This is a genomic window from Tsukamurella ocularis (assembly GCF_965138335.1).
GTDB lineage: Bacteria > Actinomycetota > Actinomycetes > Mycobacteriales > Mycobacteriaceae > Tsukamurella > Tsukamurella ocularis_A.
In genome coordinates, this window is record NZ_CBCSDV010000005.1 from 163,516 (window position 1) to 179,556 (window position 16,041).

A 16,041-nucleotide genomic window follows, 5' to 3' on the forward strand; every position below is an offset into this window, starting at 1 on the left:
GGGCCTACGCTGGGGCCATGATCTCCCCCCGCGAGCGGCTCGCCTCCGCCTCCCTGTACCTGTGCACCGACGCCCGCCGCGAGCGCGGCGACCTCGCCGAGTTCGTGGCCGCGGCGCTGCGCGGCGGCGTCGACGTCGTGCAGCTGCGCGACAAGGGCTCGGCGGGCGAGCGGGAGTTCGGGGCGCTCGAGGCGGCGCAGGAGATCGAGATCGTCGCGCAGCTGCAGGAGATCGCGCACGAACACGGCGCGCTGGTCGCGGTGAACGACCGCGCCGACATCGCCTTCGCCGCCCGGGCGGACGTGCTGCATCTCGGCCAGGACGACCTTCCGGTCCCGGTGGCCCGCGCGATCGTCGGGCCGGACGTCGTGATCGGGCGGTCCACGCACGACGGTGCCCAGGCGCGCGCGGCCGCCGCGGAGGAGGGCGTCGACTACTTCTGCACCGGACCGTGCTGGCCCACTCCCACCAAGCCCGGGCGCTCCGCGCCGGGCCTGCCGCTGGTGCGGGAGACCGCCGCCGCGTCGCCCGCGCGGAAGTGGTTCGCCATCGGCGGCATCGACCTGCCCCGCGTGCCCGAGGTGACCGCCGCGGGCGCCGACGCGATCGTCGTGGTCCGCGCCATCACCGCCGCCGACGACCCCGAGTCCGCCGCCCGCGCCCTCAAGGCAGCCCTCGGGTAGCCGCACGATTCACGGGTCGCGCTGCAGCTCCTGGAGTCGGGTTCCCGTGCGGTAGAGCTCGATCAGCAGGGGCCGCAGAGCTCGTCCCGCCTCGGTGAGCGAGTACGTCACGCGATTCGGGTAGCCGCGCTGCGCGATCCGATCGACCACGCCGCGGTCGACGAGGGCCGCCAGCCGATCGGCCAGCACCTTGTCGGAGAGCTCGGGCAGAGCCGCCTTCAGACCACCGAAGGTCAGCGCACCCCGGCTCAGCTCACGCAGAAGGAGCGTCGTCCACTTCCCCGTGATCGCCGCGAGCGCCGTCTCGACGGGGCAGTCCGTCGAGGGCGCGCTGTGGTTGCCCGCGCCGTCCGGCACGAGGTCGTCGACCACCGGCGCGCTCACCGTTTGGTGAGCCACGGAGTCGGCTGCCAGCGTGGGCTCATGGTTCACGCGCCCCACGCTATCGAGCTGACCACAGAGCCGCATCGGCATCCGTCCGTCTTCGCCGAAGCCTTCAACTCCGGCGACCCGGCGGCGCTGGATCGGGTCTACGAGCCGGCCGCGGTCTTCGTCACGCCCGACGGTGCCGCCGTCACAGGGGACGACCGGCGGTCCGCGAACACCGCATTGCAGGCGCTGGGAGTCCCGATCACCGTCACGGTGCGGCAGGTGCACCGGTTCGACGACGCCCTCGCCCTGCTGATCGTCGACTGGGAGATCGTCGGGCGAACCGCATCGGGAGCGGACATCGATGTTCGCGGCACCGCGACCGACGTCGCGCGACGCGGGCACGACGGTCGCTGGCGGTACGTCATCGACAACCCGCTCGGTGTCGCCGAGCGTCCGTGACATCGCCTCCCGCCGGGCGGGCACCGATATTCGCCCGAGCGTGCGGTGCGGGAGGATCGGCGTTTCATGGGGGACTCGGCACCGCGCGGGGGACGGCCAGGCCCCCGCCGAACGACCGGCGTCCCGTGGGGGACTGAACGCCGCAGCGGGGATTCGGCGCCGCGCGGGGGACGAATGTCAGCGGCGGTCGGACGGGCGCGACCGCCCGCCACGGCGGCGCGAGCGCGGCGGGACGACGAAGATCACCACGGCCGCGGTAACGAGCAGGACGAGCAGCAGCGCCCACAGCGCGACCCCGTACACGCGACTCCTAATCGCTCGCGAGGGCGCGCACCTGGACCTGGAGGTCCGGCCAGGCCGTGGCGAAGGCGGGGTGCAGTTTGCGCTCGAGCACCGCATCGAGCAGGACCCACTCCAACGCCGTGGACTCCTCGTTGGGCACCAGTTCGCGCGGCTCGACGAGGCGGGCGAGCACCGTCGTATAGGTCCAGCCGACCTGCGAGCGGGCGGTGACCACCTCGGAGAGCACCTCGAGCGACGTGGGTGGGAGCCCCGTCTCCTCGAACGCCTCGCGGAGCGCGGCGTCGGCGGCGGACTCGTGCGAGTCCCGCGCTCCGCCGGGCAGGGCCCAGGTTCCGCCCTGATGACTCCACCACGCGCGGTGCTGGAGTAACACCCGGCTCTCGTCCTGCGACAGAGCCAACAGACCCGCGGCGCCGAACCGGCCCCAGAACCGGGAGCCGTCCGGGTCGCGGACCCACCCGTTCCCGTCACCCAACACGACACCCACCGTAGCCGAACGGGGTCGACTCGGGGCGACGTCTCTGCGCGTCATCCCGTCTGCGGAAGGGCGCCGCGCGATAGGGTCGAAGCCACGATGTCCGCAGTGGCCCGGCCCCGGCCGAAGGGTGGAACGCAGGGAAGGAGCAGACGGTGACAGCCCAGGCGTCGAAGAACCGGCAGCTGTCGTCACTGCGCCTGAGATCCTTCCCTGAATCCTCGGTTTTCGCGGAGCTGCGCGAGTTCTTCACCTCCAGCCCCGGCAAGCTCGTCTCGATGGCGCTCGTGCTGATCACGATGTGTCTCTTCGCGGGCTGGTTCACCTCCGCGGCGCAACTCTCCCGGACCGAGGTACTGCAGCAGAACCTCGCCGACTACGAGCCCCGCGCGCACGCGGCCCAGGTGCTCTACAGCTCCCTCTCGGCGGCGAACGAGTCCGCCAACGCCGCCTTCGTGGCGGGCGGCCTCCCCTCGGACGAGATCCAGAGCAGCTACAGCGTCGCCCTCGCCACCGCCGGGAAGGCGCTCATCACCTCGGCGACGAGCCTGCCCGCCGACGACGGCCGCGCCCACGACAATCTCGACACCCTCGCGATGAACCTGCCCGTGTACACGGGACTGGTCGAGACGGCGCGCACCAACAACCGCCTCGACAACTCGGTGGCGGCCGCCTACCTGGCGACCGCATCCACCCTCATGCAGGACACCCTGCTGCCCGCGGCGGAGAGCTTCTACCGCGAGGAGACGGAGAACCTGCGCCGCACGCACGATCAGTTCGCGTCGCCGCCGTGGGCGATCTACGGCGTGCTCGGCATCGCGCTGGCCTCGGTCCTGCTCACCCACCAGTACCTCGCGCGACGCACGCAACGCCGGGTCAACCGCGGCCTGATCGTGGCCGCCGCGGCGCTCACCATCGCGATGACCTGGGTGGTGATCGCCGGCCTGACGTCCTCGACCTACTCGCTGCGCGCCGAACAGCGCGGCACCGCGGCGGTCGACGCGCTCTCCCAGGCCCGCACCCTGACGCAGAAGGCCCGATCCATGGAGACGATGGGCCTGGTGCAGCGCGGCGCCGGCCGCGGCGTGTCCGCTTCGGCCTTCGCCGAGACCCTCCAGGCGGCGGAGGAGGACCTGAAGTCGGTCGGCGACTCCGACCCGCAGATCGCGGCCGCCGTCGAGGCGGCGCGCGCCGACGCGCAGCGCTGGGTCACCGCGCACCAGCAGATCGCCGCCCGCGAGGCGACGGGCGACTACTTGGGCGCGACGCGCGTCGCCATCGGCACCGACCCCGGCTCCGCGGCCGTCGCCTACCGGTCGCTCGACGGGCACCTCACGGCGGCGATCGACCGGGCGCGCACGCTCTACCGCGACAACGTCAACACCGCCCGGTTCGCGATCGCCTTCTCCGGCCCGGGCGCGTTCATCCTCTGCGTGCTCGCGGCCGCCGGGGTCGCTGCCGGCTTCTACCCCCGGGTGAGGGAGTACCGATGATGCGCCGCACACTCACCGGGATCGCCCTCGGCCTGACCGTCGCGCTGGCGTCGACGGGCTGCGTCGTCTCCGCCCCCGAAGCCCCCGGCGACGCGGTCACCGCAGTCACGCAGCCGGTCCCCGGCTCCGGCGCGGTGGTGCCGACCGACACCCCGATCCCGGCCGAGGTGCAGATGTGCACCGCGACGCCGTCGCCGTCGGGGCTGCCCGCGCCGGGGCAGATGGTGCCCGGCACGACGATGGCCGACATCCACGACCGCGGCCGGCTCGTGGTGGGCATCGACATCGGCTCCAACCTGCTCTCGTTCCGCGACCCCATCACGGGCGAGATCAAGGGCTTCGACGCCGACATCGCGCACCAGATCGCCGCCGCGATCTTCGGCGACCCCGATCGGATCCACTTCCGGATCCTCTCCACGGCGGAGCGGCAGAAGGCGCTCGAGGAGGGCACCGTCGACGTGGTGGTCAAGACCATGTCCGCCACCTGCGACCGGGCCAAGTCGGTGGCCTTCTCCGCCACCTACTTCATCGCGCAGCAACGCATCCTCGCGCCGCGGGGCGCGCCGATCAACACCGTCGGCGACCTCTCCAGCCGCCGGGTGTGCGAGGTGCGCGGCACCACCTCGCTCGACCGGGTGCGCCGGCTGGTGCCGAGCGCCACCGTCGTGGCGGCGGACTCCTGGTCGGACTGCCTGGTGATGCTGCAGCAGTCGCAGGTGGATGCGATCTCCACCGACGACGCCATCCTCGCGGGGCTCGAGGACCAGGACCCGAACCTCACGATCACCGGCCCGTCGATGGGGCTCGAGTACTACGCGGTCGGCGTCGGGAAGAACCGGACCGACCTCGTGCGTTTCATCAATGGGGTGCTTCTGCGGATGGCCTTCGACGGGACGTGGATGCGCCTGTACAACCAGTGGTTCGCCCCGTCGCTCGGCCAGGTCTGGTCGGCACCGGCGGCGAGGTACGAGGGGTGATGCACGATGACTGACGACATCGACGAGGCCGAGCACACGCAGGCCCAGGTCGTCCCCTTCGACGACGACGAGGACGAGGAGCAGGGCACCGTCGGCGCGCCGATGGTCGACCTGTTCGACGACACCGAGCCCCCGCCCGTCGGCACGCAGGTGACGACGGTGCCGCCGCCGGCACCCGCCGTGGCGACCGAGGCGACGCCGCGGTTCGGCAACGCCCCCGCCCGGACCGCGAGCACCACCCGCGTCGCGGCACGCCGGCGGGTGGGCGGCGGCCTCGTCGAGATCCCCCGGATCACCGAGGTCGACCCGTCCGAGGCGATCCGCACCAACCCGATCATCGCCGAGGGCAAGCGGTACTGCTGGAACTGCCGCAAGCCCGTCGGTCGCGCGCACGACGGCGAGCCCGGGCAGCTGATCGGCACCTGCCCGCACTGCGGTGCCCGATTCTCCTTCGAGCCCGCACTCAACCCCGGCGACATCGTCGCCGACCAGTACGAGATCAAGGGCGCCATCGCGCACGGCGGCATGGGCTGGATCTACCTGGCCACCGATCTCAACGTGGTCGACCGGCCCGTCGTGCTCAAGGGCCTGCTCAACTCGGGCGACGCCCAGGCGCAGGCGGTCGCCGTCTCGGAGCGACGCTTCCTCGCCGAGATGACGCACCCGTCCATCGTGAAGATCTACAACTTCGTCGAACACCCCGATCCGGACGGCACCCAGATCGGCTACATCGTGATGGAGTACGTGCCCGGCAAGACGGTGAAGGACATCCTCGCCGAGGCCGCCGGGGACACCGGACCCGGCGCGGGCGCGGGCGCCGGCGCCAAGGTGGAGGTCGAGCAGGCGATCGCCTACATCCTCGAGGTGCTCCCCGCCCTCGGGTACCTGCACAGCCTGGGCCTGGCCTACAACGACCTCAAGCCGGACAACATCATGATCAGCGAGGAGGACGTCAAGCTCATCGACCTGGGTGCCGTCGCCCCGCTCGGCGGCTACGGGTACATCTACGGCACACCGGGTTTCCAGGCGCCGGAGATCGGGAAGACCGGCCCCTCGGTGGCCTCGGACGTCTACACGGTGGGCCGCACGCTCGCGGTCCTGGTGGCCAACGTGCCGATGGAACAGGGCCGGTACGTCGACGGACTGCCCTCCCCCACCGAGGACGCCACCCTCGCGAAGTACAACTCGCTGTACCGGCTGCTGGTGAAGGCGACGGCGGACGACCCGGAGGAGCGCTTCTCCTCGGCCGCGGAGCTCACCGATCAGCTGCTCGGCGTGCTGCGGGAGTGCCTCTCCACCAAGTCCGGTGAGCCGCGGCCCGGCCTGTCGGTGGTCTTCACGCCGCAGCGCTCCACCTTCGGCGTCGAGCTGATGCTGCGGGCCGTCGACCCCGACCCCGAGGTGCACGACGACCGGCTGCGCGCCCCGGAAGTGCTGGCGGCGCTGCCGATCCCGATCGCGAACCCCTCGGATCCCGCCGCCGGCGTGCTCGCGCTGACCATGCGCAGCGACCCCACCCAGATCCTCGACTCGCTCGCCGAGTTGCGCGAGGCGATGGCGGGCACCGTCGAGATCGATCTCGCGGAGGCCCGTGCGCACCTGGAACTGGGCGAGGTGGACGCCGCCACCACACTGCTCGATTCGCTCGCCTCGCGCGAGCCGCACCGCTGGCAGGTCACGTGGTACCGCGCCGAGACGGCGCTCATGCAGGGCGATTACGCCGCGGCCTACGACTACTTCGAGACGGTGACCGACCAGGCGCCCGGCGAGGCCGCGCCGAAGCTGGCCGCCGCGGTGGCCGCCGAGTTCTGTTACGTCTCCGGCGAATCCGATCCGGACGGGTGGTTGGATCGCGCGCGGTGCCGGTACGAGAACGTGTGGCGCACCGACCGCGGCATCATCTCCGCGGCCTTCGGCGCCGCCCGGATGCGCCGCGCAGCGGGCGACGTGGTGGGCACCGTCGAAATCCTCGATCAGGTGCCCTCGACCAGCCGGCACTACCACAATGCGCTGTGCTCATCGGTGGTCGCGCTGGTGCACGGCCGCGATCTGGCCGAGGTCACGGAGGCGCAGCTGCACGAGGCCGCGCGCCGCGTGCGCACCCTGCCCAAGTCCGAGTTCCGCAGGCTGCAGCTCCGCGCGCTGGTGCTCGGCGTGGCGCTCGGCTGGGTGCAGCACCGCAATCAGCACGGCCGGCTGGACGGTACCCGCACGCTGCTCGATCACGCGCTCACCGAGCGGGGCCTGCGCAAGGCGACCGAGAAATCACTGCGCGACATCGCCGCGCTCGCCGAGCGCAAACGGCAGCGGCACGCGCTGGTCGACCTGGCGAACGCGATCCGCCCGCGCACGCTGTTCTGAGGCCCCCGTCCGGCGTCGGGACCGCTCGCCTCGCTAGGGGCGGCGGGCTCAGGCCTCGCCGGTGCGGCGGGCGCCGATCGGGATGATGCACGGCCGGCCGGGTGAGACGGGATCGTCGATCACGGTGGAGTGGAGCCCGAAGGTCTCGCGCAGCATCTCCTCGCTGATCACCTCGGACGGGGCGCCCTGCGCGACCACGGCACCGTCCTTCATGGCGATGATGTGGTCGCTGTACCGGATGGCGAGGTTCAGGTCGTGCAGCACCATGACGACGGTGCGCCCCTGGCTGCTGAGCTCGTCCACCAGGTCCAGCACGTCGAGGGCGTGCGAGAGGTCGAGGTAGGTGGTGGGCTCGTCGAGGAGCAGCAGGTCGGTCCCCTGCGCAAGGGTCATGGAGATCCAGACGCGCTGCCGCTGGCCGCCGGAGAGGGAGTCGACGGCGCGGTCCGCGAGATCGCGGACGCCGGTCTGCTCGAGCGCCGCGTCGACGACCTCCGCGTCGTCGGAGCTCCACTGCCGCAGCCACGACTGGTGCGGGTGCCGGCCGCGGGCCACGAGGTCGCCCACGGTGAGTCCCTCGGGTGCGGTGGGGCTCTGCGGCAGCAGGCCCATCGTCGTGGCGATCTGCTTCGTCTTGAGCTTCGCGATGTCGTTCCCGTCGAGCACCACGTGCCCGGACGAGGGCTTGATCAGCCGGGCCAGCGTGCGCAGCAGCGTCGACTTGCCGCAGCCGTTGGGGCCGATGATCGTGGTGACCACGCCGGACGGGATGTCGAGGTCCAGGTCGTCGAGGATCATCACCTGCCCGTACCCGGAGGTGACCTTGCGGGCGCCCAGGCGCGACGGTGCCGTCGTCGCGCCGTGATGCGGCTCGTTCTGCACAGCGTCGGTCGTGGTCACTTGGCCCCCTTGAGGTTCTGGCGGACGAGGAGATAGACGAGGAACGGGCCGCCCACAGCGGCGGTGATGATGCCGACGGGCAGCGCGACGGAGAACATCGTGCGGGCAGCGAGGTCGGCGCAGGAGAGCAGCGCCGCGCCCATGAGCGCCGACGGGATCAGCGGGGGCGTGGGCAGGCGGGTCAGGCGCATCGCCAACTGGGGCGAGACGAAGGCGATGAAGCCGATCGGCCCGGCGGCGGCGACGGCCGCGGAGGCGAGCAGCACGGAGGCGATCAACAGGACCGCGCGGTTGCGGCCGAGCCGCACGCCCAGGCCGAGGGCGACGTCGTCGCCGAGCTGCACGGCCCGCAGCGGGAAGGCCACCGCCAGCGCGAGCAGCGCGGCCGGTGCGCCGAGGCCGAGCGCGGTCCACACGTCGGACCAGTCGCGGCTCTCGAGCGAGCCGACGAGCCAGGTCTGCGCGCGGGCCACGTCGCGGATGTCGGCGCGCACCAGCATCCAGTCCACGAGGGCGCGCATGAGGAACGTGATGGCGATGCCCACCAGGATCAGCCGCATGCCGTCGACGCCGCCGCGGACGGCGAGGAGGTAGACCAGCCCGCCGGTCACGAGGCCGCCGGTGACCGCGACGATGGGGAGCCCGACGCCGGTGTTCAGGGTGGCGGCGAGGGTGCCCGTCGACGTGACCAGGAAGACCGCGGCCACGCCCGCACCGGCGGTGACGCCGAGGATGTCGGGGCTGGCGAGCGGATTCCGGGCGATCGACTGGACGATGGCGCCGGACATGCCGAGGGCGGCACCGACCAGGAGCCCGACGATCGCCCGGGGCATGCGCAGCTCCATGACGATGAAGTGCGTCGTCGAGTCGCCGGTGCCCACGAGGGCCTGGAGGACCTCTCCGAAGGTCATCGGGAAGGCGCCGAGGCGGATGCTGGCGCAGAAGGCCACGAAGGCCACCAGCGCGAGCAGCAGGGTGACGGCAACGGGCCAGGGCCGCCACACGAAGGAGACGACGTTCCCGAACCGCATGCCCGGCCGGATCGGCGGCTTGCGCTCGTCGACCATGTCGAGGGTGGTGCTCATACCTTGACCGCCTTCCGCCACCAGACGAGAGCCACGAAGAAGGGCGCGCCGAAGATCGCCACGACGATGCCGACCTCGAGTTCACCGGGGCGGGCGACCACGCGCCCCACGATGTCGGCGGCCAGCAGCAGCCAGGCGCCCATCAGCGCGGAGTAGGGCAGCAGCCAGCGGTAGTCGGGCCCGGTGAAGTAGCGCACGATGTGCGGCACCATCAGCCCGAGGAAGGAGATGCTGCCGCAGGCCGCGGTGGCGCCGCCGACGAGGAGGGTCACGGCCCCGATGCCGACGGTGCGCGCGAGGCCGATGTTCAGGCCCAGGCCCTTGGCGACGTCGTCGCCCATGTTGAGCAGGTTCACCGCCGGGCCGTTGGCCAGCGCGAGGAGCAGGCCGACGACGATGAACGGCACCACCACACCGATGACGTCGTAGCCGCGGCCGACCACGGCGCCGGCGTTCCAGAACCGCAGGGTGTCGAGCGAGGCGTTGTCGCTGAGCGCGATCGCCGAGGTCATCGAGCCGAGGAACATCGCGACACCCATGCCGGCGAGTACCAGGGTGAGCGGGGAGCCGACGCCGCGGCCCACGCTGGAGAGCCCGAAGACGAGGATCGCGGTGAGCGCCGTGCCGAGGAAGGCGAACCAGACGTACTGGATCGGCTGGGTGAGGCCGCCGAGGAAGGTCGCGCAGACCACCGCGAACGCGGCGCCCTGGGTGAGGCCGAGGAAGCCCGGGTCGGCGACCGGGTTGCGCGTGTGACCCTGGATCAGGGCACCGGCCACGGCCAGGGCCGCGCCGGCGATCAGCGCCAGCAGGGTGCGCGGCACGCGCAGCGTCTGGATGATGATCGCCGCCTGGTTCAGCTCGGGGTCGGCCGGGTTCGGGCCCGTCGTGTACCGATGCCACAGGCCGTCCCACACCAGCGAGGGGGCGAGGCTGCGGGATCCGATCGCAAGCGAGGCGATCACGGTCGCCACCAGCAGCACGAGCAGCAGGACGAGCCCGAACAGGCGGCGCTTGCGCCGGGCGGCGCCGGAGGTCGATGCCGGCCGCGCGGGCGGGGTGCCCCCGGCGGGGGCCTCCTCAGTCGCAGATAGGGTCACAATCGTAATGATAGGCTGCCCTTCATTCTATGGAAGGGGCGGTATGCGTCTGGTCTCGGCAGTGCTCGCGATTCTCCTCTCGCTCGCCCTCGCGGCGTGCGGGTCGGGATCCGATACGAGTACGGCGGGCGACGCGCCGGCCGCGCCTCAGCGGGTCGCGTCGCTGGGCCTCGGCGATGTGGACACGCTCCTCGCTCTCGGCGTGGTGCCCGTGATCGTCGCGCCGTGGGCGCAGGACGCCAAGGAGCCCGTCGGCGAGTGGGCGAAGCCGCTCCTGCAGGGCAGGAATCCGCAGATGCTGCTGGGCACCGGCACGGAGTTGGACACCAAGGCCATCGAGACGCTGGCCGCGTCGAAGCCCGACGTGATCGTCGCCGTGAACTCCGGCTTCGACGACGCCACCTTCTCCCGGCTCGAGGCGATCGCGCCCGTGATCCGGCGGCCCGCGCAGTTCGCCGCGTGGGGCGTGCCGTGGGAGGACCAGGTGCGTGCCATCGCGGGCGGCGTCGGCCGCGCCGCCCAGGGTGACGCGCTGATCACCAAGACGCAGGAGACGATCCGCCGCACCCAGCAGCAGCACCCGCAGTACCGGGGGAAGACGGCGGCCACCGTCCTGCCCAAGTCCGACGGGGGCTTCTACGCCTACGCCACCACCGATGGCCGCGGCCAGGTGCTGACCATGCTCGGCTTCACGCTGCCCGAGGCGGTGTCCTCGCTGATCCCGGCGGGCAAGTTCTTCGCCGAGATCTCGGCGGAGCGCGTGAACGTCCTCGACCTCGACGCGCTCGTCTACCTGGACTACGGCACCAAGGTCGACGAGGACACCGCCTTCCGCGCGCTCGCCGTCAGCCGCGAGAACCGGGTCACCACCATCGACCGCACCATCGGCAACGCGATGTCGATGCCGAACCCGGTGACGATCGACTGGGTGCTGCAGCAGCTGCCGCCGCGGCTGCCCGCCTTCGCCTGACCGCCACCGTCGGGCAGGTTCACCGCTTCGCGACGTACATCCGGGTCTCTTGGGTACGCCCCCGCAGCACGTCAACGGGGCCCGGCAGCCACCGCGCGCACTCGCCCGGGTCCGCGGTCTCGACCGCCGGAGCCGAGGCCCACGGCACCGTCGGATCCGCCTTGGCGTAGGTCGAGAGCCGGGCGGCCTCGTTCACCGGATCCCCGATCACGGTGTACTCGAACCGATCCGCCGCGCCGACGTAGCCGGCGACGACGACGCCGTACGTGACGCCGCAGCCCGCCCGCACCTCGGGCACCTCGCGGGCGAGGCGCCGCATCATGGCCCGCGACGCGGACAGCGCGGCGCCGGCCGGATCGGTGAGCGGCGCGGGGGCGCCGAAGATCGCCAGCACCGCATCGCCCTCGAACTTGTTGACGAGGCCGCCGCGGCTGTTCACCTCCGCGACGACGACGCCGCAGAACCGGTTGAGGATCTGAACGACCTCGGCGGCGGGACGCTCGGCGGCGAGGGCCGTGGAGCCGACCAGGTCGATGAAGATCACCGCGACGGTCTGCTCGACGCCGCCCAGCTGAGGTTCGCGCTCGATGGTGGCGCGGGCGACCTGCTCGCCCACCTGCCGGGCGTACAGATCGCGGACCCGTTCGCGTTCGCGCAGGCCCGCGGCCATCGCGTTGAACCCGGACTGCAGATCGCCCAGCGAGGTCCCGTCGTAGACCACGACCTCGGTGTCGTAACGGCCCTCGGACACCCGGCGCATGCCGGTGGTCACGCTCTGGACCGGTGCGGAGACGCGCGAGGACGAGAGCAGGTTGAAGGTCATGCCGGAGAAGAATCCGCCGGCCGCGAGCGCGCACATGCTCACGGCGATGCCGGCGACGGTGGCGGCGGGCTCGAACAGCGCGAACACCGCGACGGTGAGGACGCCGAGGAAGGGCAGCCCCGACCCGAGCAGCCACAGCCGCAACGACCTGCCCTGCAGGCTCTGGTGCCGCGGCTCGGGGCGGGTGACCCGCAGCGCGATCGCGGTGACCGGGCGCATGCTGAACTCCGTCAGGACTCGCACGACGCCCGAGGTCATGAGCCCCGCGCCGAGCACGACCAACGAGACCTTCGGCACCAGGTCCGTATCGACGCGGCCGTACAACCAGCCGAACAGGACCGCGGCGCACAGCCAGGCGAGCATCTCGAACCAGTAGAGGCGGCGGGGCAGGGCCAGCGCGTCGGCGGCCTCCTGCGGGGTCGGCGGGTCCTCGCCACCGGTCCACCGCAGCGACCGGTAGACGAGCCAGAAGGTGTAGAGGTGCCCCACGACGAGGCCCGCGGCGATGTAGGACGGCACGGCCACGGTGTTGACGGTGTGCAGTTCGGGACGCTGCACAGAGGGTTCGGGGATGCCGACCACGATGAGCATGGCGGCGAAGCCGCCGCCGAGGAGCGTCGCCGCCGACGAGCTGAAGGCGATCAGGGCGACGGTGCGGGTCCTGCGTTGCCGGGCGCCCTCGGTGCGGGTGCCGAGGAGCGGCGAGCCGTAATCGGCCCCGCCGTCCTCGGATCCCGCGGCGCGCCCGAGGGGCATCAGAGTGCCGCTGCCTCGCGGGCGATCGCGAGCTCCTCGTTGGTCGGGACCACGAGCACGGCGACGGTCGCGGCGGGGTCGCCGTCGGGCGAGATACGGGTGGGCTCGGTGATGCGTCCGGCGTTGCGCGCGGGATCGACGATGATGCCGAAGCGCTCCAGCCCCGCGAGGGCGTCGGCCCGGACCTGCGCGGCGTTCTCCCCGACTCCGGCGGTGAACGTGATGGCGTCGGCCCCGCCGAGGTCGACGAGGTAGGCGCCGATGTACCGGCGGAGGCGGTGGATGTACACGTCGTAGGCGAGCTTCGCGTGTTCGTCGCCCTGCTCGATGAGGGCGCCCAGCGCGCGGAAGTCGTTCTCCCCGGCCAGCCCCTTGAGGCCGGAGCGGCGGTTGAGCAGGTCGTCGATCTCGTCGATGCTCATGCCGAGGTTGCGCCCGAGGTGCAGCACGAGGCCGGGGTCGACATCGCCGCTGCGGGTGCCCATGACGAGGCCCTCGAGCGGCGTCAGGCCCATCGAGGTGTCCACGGCGCGGCCGCCGCGGACCGCCGAGGCGGAGGCGCCGTTGCCCAGGTGCAGCACGATCTGATTCACCTCGGCGTTCGGCCGCCCGAGGAACCTGGCGGCCTGCTGCGAGACGTATTCGTGCGAGGTGCCGTGGAAACCGTAGCGGCGCAACGCGTGTTCGGCGGCGAGCTCCCGGTCGATCGCGTACGTCGCGGCGGCGGGCGGGAGATCGAAGAAGAAGGCGGTGTCGAAGACCGCGACCTGCTTCACGCCGGGCAGCAGTTCCCGAGCGACCTCGATGCCCTGCGCGTTCGCCGGGTTGTGCAGCGGCGCCAGGGAACTGAGCCGGCGGATCTCGGCCAGCACGTGATCGTCGATCAGCGTGGGCGAATGGAAGGAGCGGCCGCCGTGCACCACCCGGTGTCCGACGGCGGCGATCCCGGCGGGGGTACCGGCACCGTCGGCGAGGTCGAGTCCGCGCCCGGAGAACTCCTCGAAGACCCGCCGCAGCGCGGCCTTGTGGTCGGGCACGTCGCTCTCGCCGATCCGCTCGACGATGCCCCCGTGCACCACCTCCCCCGTCTCCGGGTGCAGCAGTTGGTACTTCAGCGACGACGAGCCGGAGTTGAGGACCAGGACGGTTCCCGCGACGCTCATCGAGCACTCCTCTCCGCGGCGAAGGCCTGGGCCTGGATCGCCGTGATCGCGACGGTGTTGACGATGTCCTCGACCAGCGCGCCGCGCGAGAGGTCGTTGATCGGAGCGTTGAGCCCCTGCAGCACCGGGCCGATCGCGACGGCGCCCGCCGAGCGCTGGACCGCCTTGTAGGTGTTGTTGCCCGTGTTGAGGTCGGGGAAGACGAGCACCGTCGCCTTACCGGCGACCGCGGAATCGGGCATCTTCGACGCCGCGACGCCGGCGTCGACGGCAGCGTCGTACTGGATCGGCCCCTCCACCAACAGTTCCGGAGCGCGTTCGCGGACCAGCGCGGTGGCGGCGCGCACCTTGTCGACGTCGGCACCGGTGCCGGATTCGCCCGTCGAGTAGGAGAGCATCGCCACCCGTGGGTCGATCCCGAACTGCGCCGCGGTCTGCGCCGAGGAGATCGCGATGTCGGCCAGCTGCGTCTCCGACGGATCGGGCACCACTGCGCAGTCGCCGTAGGCGAGCACCTTGTCCGCCAAGCACATCAGGAAGATCGACGACACCGTCGAGACCCCCGGCTTGGTCTTGATGATCTCGAAGGAGGGCCGGATGGTGTGGGCGGTGGTGTGCGCCGCACCGGAGACCATGCCGTCGGCCATACCGAGGTGCACCATCATCGTGCCGAAGTAGCTGACGTCCACCACCGCCTCGGCGGCGCGCTCGAGGGTCATGCCCTTGTGCTTGCGCAGCTCGAAGTAGGTCTGCGCGAACGTGTCTACGAGGTCCGTCGCGCGCTTGGGATCGATCACGTCGGTGTCGCCGAGGTCGACGCCGAGCTCGGCGGCGCGGGCCCGCACCCGCGACTCCTGGCCCAGGATGGTCAGGTCGGCCACCTCGCGCTGCAGCAGCCGGCCGGCGGCGCGGAGGATGCGGTCGTCGCCGCCCTCGGGCAACACGATGCGCTTGCGGTCGGCGCGCGCCCGGGCGATGAGGTTGTACTCGAACATCTGGGGCGTCACGACGCCCGGGTTGGAGACCTGGAGGGCCTCCAGCAACGCCTCCGAGACCACGTACTTCTCGGTGAGCGCGATCGCGAGGTCCACCTTGCGCTCGGAACCGGGGCCCACGCGGCCACGGGTCTTCGCAGCCATCCGCGCCGTCTCGTACGTGCCGTGTTCGACGGCGATGATCGGCACGTTGGGCTTGAGGCCGTCGACGAGCGCCGCGGTCATCGGGTGCGGCATGTACCCGCCGTTGAGAATGATCCCGGCGAGCGACGGGAAGCCGTTGGCCCGATGCGCGGTCACCATCGCGAGCAGCACCTCCGAGCGGTCGCCGGCGGCGATCACGGCCACCCCCTCGGTGATCCGCTCCAGGCTGTGCTCGGCGGTCATGCCCGCGACCAGGACGGACATCGCCTCGCGGGAGAGCAGCTCGGGGTCGCCCCAGAGCAGCTTGCCGCCCATGGCCTCCAGCAGCTCCCCCATCGTGGGCGCGGTGAGCACGGGCTCCTCGGGCAGCACCCAGACGGGCAGGCCGGTGTCGGCCTTGAGCGCCGCGCACACGGCCTCGAGCTGCTGCGGCGCACACCGGTTCGCGATGATCGACGTGGTGTGGGCGTGGTTGGCCCGGATCTCCGCCATCGACTGCTCCGCCACGGCGACCACCTGCTCGGGCGTGCGATCGAGCGCCTTCACGGCGAGCAGGATCGACGAGCCCAGGTTCGCGGCGATGCGCGCGTTGAAGGACAGCTCCGTCGGGGTGGTGACGTCGGTGTAGTCGGATCCCAGGACCAGCACGAAATCGCACTTGTCGGCGACGGCGTGGAACCGGCTCACGATCTCGGCGATCGCGGCGTCCGGGTCCTCGTGGACCTGCTCGTAGCTCACGCCGACGCACTCGTCGTAGTCGAGCTCGGCGGTCGCCTGCTCGATGAGCAGCTCGAGGATGTAGTCGCGCTGCTCGCCCGTCGAGCGGGGGACCGGTCGGAACACACCGATCGTCCACCCGGTGGACGTGAGGAGGTTCATCGCGCCCAGTGCGATGGTGGACTTGCCGGTGTCGCCCTCGGGGGACGCGATGTAGATGCTGGTCGTCTTCGGTGCTCGATCCGCGGCCATGGAATGTAACTAT

Annotated in this window: 15 protein-coding genes; 6 read left to right on the forward strand and 9 right to left on the reverse strand. The window is 71.7% G+C overall.

Going from position 1 to position 16,041, the window contains the following annotated elements; all coding sequences use genetic code 11:
* Window positions 1–17: 17 nt before the first annotated feature.
* Complete coding sequence (gene thiE, locus ACNAYW_RS07370) at window positions 18–683, forward strand: thiamine phosphate synthase (protein WP_415849054.1); 666 nt, start codon at window positions 18–20, stop codon at window positions 681–683.
* A gap of 9 nt (window positions 684–692) precedes the next feature.
* Here the strand turns inward: thiE and ACNAYW_RS07375 are convergent, their stop codons facing one another.
* The gene (locus ACNAYW_RS07375; RefSeq protein ID WP_415849055.1) at window positions 693–1,115 is read right to left on the reverse strand and encodes a winged helix-turn-helix transcriptional regulator; all 423 of its coding nucleotides are present in this window, start codon (window positions 1,113–1,115) and stop codon (window positions 693–695) included.
* Between ACNAYW_RS07375 and ACNAYW_RS07380 the strand changes: the two genes are divergently transcribed.
* On the forward strand, window positions 1,107–1,514 hold the full coding sequence (locus tag ACNAYW_RS07380; RefSeq protein ID WP_415849056.1) for a YybH family protein: 408 nt from the start codon (window positions 1,107–1,109) through the stop codon (window positions 1,512–1,514). The two genes, ACNAYW_RS07375 and ACNAYW_RS07380, sit on opposite strands and share 9 nt — an antisense overlap.
* A gap of 177 nt (window positions 1,515–1,691) precedes the next feature.
* Here the strand turns inward: ACNAYW_RS07380 and ACNAYW_RS07385 are convergent, their stop codons facing one another.
* Complete coding sequence (locus ACNAYW_RS07385) at window positions 1,692–1,817, reverse strand: hypothetical protein (RefSeq protein ID WP_415849057.1); 126 nt, start codon at window positions 1,815–1,817, stop codon at window positions 1,692–1,694.
* 7 nt (window positions 1,818–1,824) lie between these two features.
* Window positions 1,825–2,295, reverse strand: coding sequence for an NUDIX hydrolase (locus ACNAYW_RS07390; RefSeq protein ID WP_415849058.1), 471 nt, complete (start codon window positions 2,293–2,295; stop codon window positions 1,825–1,827).
* Between the two features lie 152 nt (window positions 2,296–2,447).
* On the opposite strand from ACNAYW_RS07390, the gene ACNAYW_RS07395 reads away from it, so the two are divergent.
* From ACNAYW_RS07395 to ACNAYW_RS07405, 3 genes are read left to right on the forward strand one after another with little or no spacing between them, the layout of a single operon-like run.
* Entirely contained in the window at window positions 2,448–3,785 is a 1,338-nt protein-coding gene (locus ACNAYW_RS07395) for a hypothetical protein (RefSeq protein ID WP_415849059.1), read from the forward strand.
* The gene (locus ACNAYW_RS07400) at window positions 3,782–4,762 is read left to right on the forward strand and encodes a glutamate ABC transporter substrate-binding protein (RefSeq protein ID WP_415849060.1); all 981 of its coding nucleotides are present in this window, start codon (window positions 3,782–3,784) and stop codon (window positions 4,760–4,762) included. Before ACNAYW_RS07395 ends, ACNAYW_RS07400 begins: the two co-directional genes overlap by 4 nt.
* 6 nt (window positions 4,763–4,768) lie before the next feature.
* Complete coding sequence (locus ACNAYW_RS07405; protein ID WP_415849061.1) at window positions 4,769–7,123, forward strand: serine/threonine-protein kinase; 2,355 nt, start codon at window positions 4,769–4,771, stop codon at window positions 7,121–7,123.
* Window positions 7,124–7,171: 48 nt separating this feature from the next.
* Here ACNAYW_RS07405 and ACNAYW_RS07410 read toward each other — a convergent pair whose 3' ends face one another.
* From ACNAYW_RS07410 to ACNAYW_RS07420, 3 genes are read right to left on the reverse strand one after another with little or no spacing between them, the layout of a single operon-like run.
* Window positions 7,172–8,023, reverse strand: a complete 852-nt coding sequence (locus ACNAYW_RS07410; protein ID WP_415849062.1) for an ABC transporter ATP-binding protein — start codon at window positions 8,021–8,023, stop codon at window positions 7,172–7,174.
* Window positions 8,020–9,108 (reverse strand): FecCD family ABC transporter permease, encoded by a 1,089-nt coding sequence (locus tag ACNAYW_RS07415; protein ID WP_415849063.1) that lies wholly within the window; start codon window positions 9,106–9,108, stop codon window positions 8,020–8,022. The genes ACNAYW_RS07410 and ACNAYW_RS07415 overlap by 4 nt, the downstream gene beginning before the upstream one ends.
* Window positions 9,105–10,208 (reverse strand): FecCD family ABC transporter permease, encoded by a 1,104-nt coding sequence (locus ACNAYW_RS07420; RefSeq protein WP_415849064.1) that lies wholly within the window; start codon window positions 10,206–10,208, stop codon window positions 9,105–9,107. Before ACNAYW_RS07420 ends, ACNAYW_RS07415 begins: the two co-directional genes overlap by 4 nt.
* A gap of 43 nt (window positions 10,209–10,251) precedes the next feature.
* Here ACNAYW_RS07420 and ACNAYW_RS07425 point away from each other — a divergent pair, with 43 nt between their 5' ends.
* A complete protein-coding gene (locus ACNAYW_RS07425; protein WP_415849065.1) occupies window positions 10,252–11,178 on the forward strand; it encodes an ABC transporter substrate-binding protein in 927 nt (308 codons plus the stop codon).
* Window positions 11,179–11,197: 19 nt separating this feature from the next.
* Here ACNAYW_RS07425 and ACNAYW_RS07430 read toward each other — a convergent pair whose 3' ends face one another.
* The 3 genes from ACNAYW_RS07430 to pta are packed head-to-tail and all read right to left on the reverse strand — an operon-like array spanning window position 11,198 to window position 16,028.
* Entirely contained in the window at window positions 11,198–12,757 is a 1,560-nt protein-coding gene (locus ACNAYW_RS07430) for an adenylate/guanylate cyclase domain-containing protein (RefSeq protein ID WP_415849066.1), read from the reverse strand.
* Entirely contained in the window at window positions 12,757–13,920 is a 1,164-nt protein-coding gene (locus ACNAYW_RS07435; RefSeq protein ID WP_415849067.1) for an acetate kinase, read from the reverse strand. The genes ACNAYW_RS07430 and ACNAYW_RS07435 overlap by 1 nt, the downstream gene beginning before the upstream one ends.
* Entirely contained in the window at window positions 13,917–16,028 is a 2,112-nt protein-coding gene (pta, locus tag ACNAYW_RS07440; RefSeq protein ID WP_415849068.1) for a phosphate acetyltransferase, read from the reverse strand. The genes ACNAYW_RS07435 and pta overlap by 4 nt, the downstream gene beginning before the upstream one ends.
* Between the last annotated feature and the right edge of the window lie 13 nt (window positions 16,029–16,041).

Bases quoted from the DNA above. Each gene is read 5' to 3' on its own strand.
- pta (WP_415849068.1), bottom strand. From the start codon at position 16,028: ATGGCCGCGGATCGAGCACCGAAGACGACCAGCATCTACATCGCGTCC.
- ACNAYW_RS07435 (WP_415849067.1), bottom strand. From the start codon at position 13,920: ATGAGCGTCGCGGGAACCGTCCTGGTCCTCAACTCCGGCTCGTCGTCG.
- ACNAYW_RS07415 (WP_415849063.1), bottom strand. From the start codon at position 9,108: ATGAGCACCACCCTCGACATGGTCGACGAGCGCAAGCCGCCGATCCGG.
- ACNAYW_RS07400 (WP_415849060.1), top strand. From the start codon at position 3,782: ATGATGCGCCGCACACTCACCGGGATCGCCCTCGGCCTGACCGTCGCG.
- ACNAYW_RS07425 (WP_415849065.1), top strand. From the start codon at position 10,252: ATGCGTCTGGTCTCGGCAGTGCTCGCGATTCTCCTCTCGCTCGCCCTC.
- thiE (WP_415849054.1), top strand. From the start codon at position 18: ATGATCTCCCCCCGCGAGCGGCTCGCCTCCGCCTCCCTGTACCTGTGC.
- ACNAYW_RS07380 (WP_415849056.1), top strand. From the start codon at position 1,107: ATGGTTCACGCGCCCCACGCTATCGAGCTGACCACAGAGCCGCATCGG.
- ACNAYW_RS07430 (WP_415849066.1), bottom strand. From the start codon at position 12,757: ATGCCCCTCGGGCGCGCCGCGGGATCCGAGGACGGCGGGGCCGATTAC.
- ACNAYW_RS07405 (WP_415849061.1), top strand. From the start codon at position 4,769: ATGACTGACGACATCGACGAGGCCGAGCACACGCAGGCCCAGGTCGTC.